The sequence below is a fragment of the Kocuria sp. CCUG 69068 genome, from assembly GCF_020833785.1.
GTDB lineage: Bacteria > Actinomycetota > Actinomycetes > Actinomycetales > Micrococcaceae > Kocuria > Kocuria rosea.
Genome location: NZ_PDDL01000164.1, coordinates 1 through 5,249, shown reverse-complemented (window position 1 = coordinate 5,249; position 5,249 = coordinate 1). Strand labels below are relative to the sequence as shown.

Sequence of the window (5,249 nt, the reverse complement as noted above, 5' to 3'; positions counted from 1 at the left end):
GCGAGTCCTTCGGCGTCGCCGCCCCCCGGCCGCAGACCGGCCGTCTCGACGCCGGTCGCACCGCCCCGCCGGTGCTCGACGGCACCGCCGCCCCCCGCGCGGCCGGGGCCGCGGCGGAGCCCACCGACCCCTCGACCGAACGCGAAGGAAAGCACCGGTAATGCTCTCTCAGGAAATCACCAAGCGCTGGCTGGACTACTTCGAAGGCCAGGGCCACACCGTGGTGCCCTCCGCCTCGCTGATCTCCTCCCAGCCGGGTGCCATGTTCACGATCGCGGGCATGGTCCCGTTCATCCCGTACTTCCTCGGCCAGGAGACCGCCCCCTACCGGCGCGCCACGTCCATCCAGAAGTGCATCCGCACCCTCGACATCGACGAGGTGGGCAAGACCGCCCGGCACGGCACGTTCTTCCAGATGGCCGGCAACTTCTCCTTCGGCGACTACTTCAAGGAGCGCGCCATCCCCATGGCGTGGGAGCTGCTCACCAGCCCGCTCGAGAAGGGCGGCTTCGGCCTGGACCCGGACCGGCTGTGGGTGACCGTCTACGAGGGCGACGAGGAGTCCTACACGCTCTGGAAGGACACCGTGGGGGTGCCTGCCGAGCGGATCCAGCGGCTGGGCCGGGACGAGAACTACTGGGACACCGGCCAGCCCGGTCCCGCGGGCCCCGACTCCGAGATCTTCTACGACCGCGGCCCCCGGTACGGCCGGGAGGGCGGCCCGGCCGTCGACGACGACCGGTACATCGAGATCTGGAACCTCGTCTTCATGCAGTACCAGCGCGGTGAGGGCTCGGGCAAGGACTACGAGATCCTGGGCGACCTCCCCGAGCAGAACATCGACACCGGCCTCGGCGTCGAGCGCCTGGCCATGCTGCTCCAGGGCGTCGAGAACTTCTACGAGACCGACCAGGTCCGCCCCGTCCTGGACCGGGCGTCCGAGCTCTCGGGGAAGCGCTACCACGGCTCCGAGAAGCCGGGGGAGGAGGGCTACGACGACGACGTGCGGATGCGCGTGGTCGCCGACCACGTCCGCTCCTCGCTGATGCTCATCGCGGACGGCGTGAGCCCGTCCAACGAGGGCCGCGGGTACATCCTGCGCCGCCTGCTGCGCCGCGCGATCCGCGCGATGCGCCTGATGGGCGTCACCGAGCCCTGCCTGCCCGTGCTGCTGCCCGCCTCCCGGGACGCCATGCGCGGCGTCTACCCCTACGTGGCCGAGGACTTCGAGCGGATCTCCCGGATCGCCTACGCCGAGGAGCGGGCGTTCCTGAAGACCATCGAGTCCGGCACCACCCGGCTCAACGAGGCCGTGGCCGGCGCCCGGCGCCAGGGCCAGGCCGTCTCCGGCGCGGAGGCCTTCGCCCTGCACGACACCTACGGCTTCCCCATCGACCTGACCCTCGAGATGGCCGCGGAGGCCGGGGTCGCGGTCGACGAGACGGCCTTCCGCGGTCTCATGGAGGAGCAGCGCCACCGCGCGCAGCAGGACGCCCGCGCCAAGAAGGGCGCCCACGCCGACCTCTCGGTGTTCCGCCGGCTCGTCGACGAGGGCGGCTCGGTGTTCACCGGCTACACCCGGCTCGGCCACGAGACCGTGCTGCGCGCCCTGCTGCAGGACGGCGTGACCGTCCCTGCAGCCTCGGCCGGGGAGCACGTCGAGGTCGTCCTCGACGAGACGCCGTTCTACGCCGAGGCCGGCGGCCAGGCCGCCGACCGGGGCACCATCAGCGGCGACGGCTTCGTGCTCGAGGTCACCGACGTCCAGCAGCCCGTGAAGGGGCTGTCCGTGCACCAGGCGGTCGTGCGCGAGGGCGAGGCCCTTTCCGGGGCCACGGTGCTCGCCCAGGTGGACGTCGCCCGCCGGCGCGCCGCCGAGGCCGCCCACACCGGCACCCACATCGTCCACGCGGCCCTGCACGACATCCTCGGCCCCGAGGCCGTCCAGCGCGGTTCCTTCAACAAGGAGGGGTACCTGCGCTTCGACTTCGCGTGGGGCGAGGGGCTCGCCGAGGCCCAGCGCCGGGAGATCGAGGAGGTCTCCAACGCGGCGATCCACGCCAACCACGAGGTCGTCACGCAGGAGATGGCCCTCGACGAGGCCAAGGCCATGGGCGCCATGTCCCTGTTCGGCGAGAAGTACGGGGACCGGGTGCGCGTGGTCGAGCTGAACGGACCCTGGTCCCGGGAGCTGTGCGGCGGCACGCACGTGGGCGGCACCGCCCAGATCGGCTCCCTCACCCTGCTCACCGAGCAATCCGTGGGCTCGGGCAACCGCCGCGTCGAGGCGCTCGTGGGCCTGGACTCGTTCCGCCACCTCGCGGCCGAGCGGACCCTCGTGCACCAGCTCACCGGCATGCTCAAGGTGCAGTCCTCCGCGGAGCTGCCCGAGCGCCTGGCGGGCACCCTCGAGAAGCTGAAGTCGGCCGAGAAGGAGCTCGCGGTCCTGCGCCGGGAGAAGTTCCAGGCGCAGGCCGGCGCCCTGCTCGACGGCGTGCGGGAGGTCGGCGCCGTAAAGGTCCTGACCCACGACATGGGCGAGGTCTCCGGGGCCGACGACGTCCGCTCGCTCGCCCTCGACCTGCGCGGCCGGATGACGGCGGAGCCGTTCGTCGTCGCCGTCACGGGCACGGCCAAGGGCCGTCCCCTGGTCCTCGTGGCGACCACCGAGGGCGCCCGCGCGGCCGGGGTGCAGGCCGGCCGGCTCGTGCGCACGGCCGCCAAGGTCCTCGGCGGCGGCGGCGGCGGCAAGGACGACATCGCCCAGGGCGGCGGGCAGGACCCGGCCAAGACGGGGGCCGCCCTGGACGCGGTGCTGGCCGACATCGCCCGGGCGACGGGCGGCGCCGCCGCGTGAGCGACGCCTACGCCCGGGGACGGCGGATGGGGGTCGACGTCGGCCTCGTCCGCGTCGGGGTCGCCCTGTGCGACCCCGACGGCATCCTCGCCACGCCGCTTACCACGCTGCGGCGCGACCCCGACCCCCGGAAGGGCTTCGACGTGAAGCTGCTGGCCGGTCTGGTCCAGGAGCACGACGTCGTCGCCGTCTACGTGGGGCTGCCCCGCAGCCTTGACGGCGGGGAGAACGCCTCGACCGCGATGGCGCGCGACTACGCGGAGGCCCTCGTGCGGCGGCTGCGCGTGAAGGGCCGCGACGTGCCGGTGCGGCTGGTCGACGAGCGCCTCAGCACCGTGGACGCCCACCGGGCGCTGCTGGAGGCCGGGGTCGCCCGCCGCGACCACATGGACAAGGTCGACCAGGTGGCCGCGGCCACCATCCTCCAGAGCGCCGTGGACCGGGCCAGGGCGACCGGGGCGGAGCCCGGCGCGCCGGTGGAACCGCCGGTCCCCGGCGCCGCGGCACCCGCCGTCCCGCATAATGGGGGTGACCGCGACGGGCAGGGTCCGGCCGCGGCCCGCCGCGGGGAGTCGTCCACCGGAGCCGGGAACACGGCCGAGGACACCGCCGAGGACACCGCCGGAGCGCCCGACCGGGCGCGGACGGCACCGTTGACGACCACCGATCCGGACGGAGAGCATTCGTGAGCGACGATCCGTACGACCAGTCGGCGCCCCGCCGACCCGAGGCGCCCCGGGAGTCGTCCGGCGGCGGTCTGGGCAGCCTCCTGGACGCCCCGTCCTCGAGGGAGCCCTCCACGGGCCTGCGCGGCGTCTTCGAGCACGAGGAGCTCACCCCCGAGCAGGTCAAGCGGCGCCGGCGCCGCGGCCGCGTCTCACTGACCACGGCCATCGCCCTGTTCCTGCTCGCCGCGCTGATCACGGTGTCCGTGCTCGGCTCCACCTTCCGGTGGTTCGAGGTCCGCGACTACCGCGGCGACGGCAAGGACCCCGTGACCTTCTCCGTGGCCGACGGCGCCACCACCGGCCAGATCGCCGTGGCCCTCGAGGCGCAGGGGATCGTGGCGGACGCCGAGACGTTCGTCGAGACCTACCAGGAGGAGCACGCCGAGCAGTTCATCCAGCCGGGCGAGTACGAGCTGCGCACGGAGATGAGCTCGGAGGCCGCCGTGGACGCGCTCATGGAGGAGGACGAGGCCACCCACTACGCGGCGGTCAACCGGACCCTGCGCATGACCGACGTGTTCGGGGTCCTCAGCGAGTCCACCGGCATCCCCGTCTCCGAGTTCGAGGCCTACCGGGAGGACACGGCGACGTTCGGGATCCCGGACCGCTTCCCCACCCTCGAGGGCTGGCTGCACCCGGGCGAGTACCGGTTCCCGCTGGACGCCACGGCGGAGCAGATCCTGCAGACGATGGTGGACCGCACCCGCACGACCCTCGACGACAACGGCATCAGCGACGAGGACCAGATCTTCGAGGTGCTCACCATCGGCTCGATCATCGAGTTCGAGGTCCAGCCCGAGCACTACGACGTGGTGGCCGGCGCGATCGAGAACCGGCTCGAGAACCCCGACGGCGAGACCTCCGGTTTCATCCAGTCCGACGCGTCCGTGACCTACGGCCTCGACCGCCGCAGCTACGACTTCTCGGAGGAGGAGCGCCGCGACGAGTCCAACCGGTACAACACCTTCGCCAACCCCGGCCTGCCGGTGGGCCCCATCGGCTCCCCGGGCGACGCCGCCATCGCGGCGGCCGCCGACCCGCAGGACAACGACTACTACTTCTGGGTGACCGTGGACCTGGACACGGGCGAGACGAAGTTCGCCGAGACCTACGCGGAGCACCTGGGGTACGTGGAGGAGTACAACCAGTGGTGCAGCGAGAACGAGGGCCGGTGCGGGTGAGTCCCGCCCGCGCCGCCGTGGTGGGCCACCCCATCGGCCACTCGAGGTCCCCGGACCTGCACCGCGCCGCGTACGCGGTGCTGGGCGAGGACGTGCACTACGACGCCCACGACCTGGTCGAGGAGCAGCTCCCGCCGTTCGTCGACGCCCGCCGGTCCGATCCCGCCTGGCGCGGGCTGTCGGTGACGATGCCCCTGAAGTCGGTGGCCGCCGCGTGCGCGGACGAGCTCACGGTCCTCGGGGCGGCGGTGGGCGCGGTCAACACCCTGCTCTTCCGCCCGGACGGGACGGTGCTCGGCCACAACACCGACGTCACCGGCATCGTGGGCGCGGTGCTCGCGGCGGGCACCGTGCCGGCCGTCCCCCGGGCCGCCGTCCTCGGCGGGGGCGGCACGGCCACGGCCGCCGTCGCCGCCGCGCAGCGGCTCGGGGCCGCCTCCGTGGACGTCTTCGTGCGCTCCGAAAAAAGAGAAAGGCGCGCGG

At 73.2% G+C, this 5,249-nt stretch carries 4 protein-coding genes; all 4 read left to right on the top strand.

Annotation, left to right across the window (positions count from 1 at the left end; all coding sequences use genetic code 11):
- Nucleotides 1-160: 160 nt before the first annotated feature.
- A complete protein-coding gene (gene alaS / locus CRM73_RS18100) occupies nucleotides 161-2,857 on the top strand; it encodes an alanine--tRNA ligase (RefSeq protein WP_109222651.1) in 2,697 nt (898 codons plus the stop codon).
- Nucleotides 2,854-3,546 (top strand): Holliday junction resolvase RuvX, encoded by a 693-nt coding sequence (gene ruvX / locus CRM73_RS18095; protein WP_229588678.1) that lies wholly within the window; start codon nucleotides 2,854-2,856, stop codon nucleotides 3,544-3,546. Before alaS ends, ruvX begins: the two co-directional genes overlap by 4 nt.
- The gene (gene mltG / locus CRM73_RS18090; RefSeq protein ID WP_052133031.1) at nucleotides 3,543-4,766 is read left to right on the top strand and encodes an endolytic transglycosylase MltG; all 1,224 of its coding nucleotides are present in this window, start codon (nucleotides 3,543-3,545) and stop codon (nucleotides 4,764-4,766) included. Before ruvX ends, mltG begins: the two co-directional genes overlap by 4 nt.
- On the top strand, nucleotides 4,763-5,249 hold a 487-nt coding region (locus CRM73_RS18085; protein WP_370658568.1), incomplete at its 3' end, for a shikimate dehydrogenase. The genes mltG and CRM73_RS18085, both read left to right, overlap by 4 nt.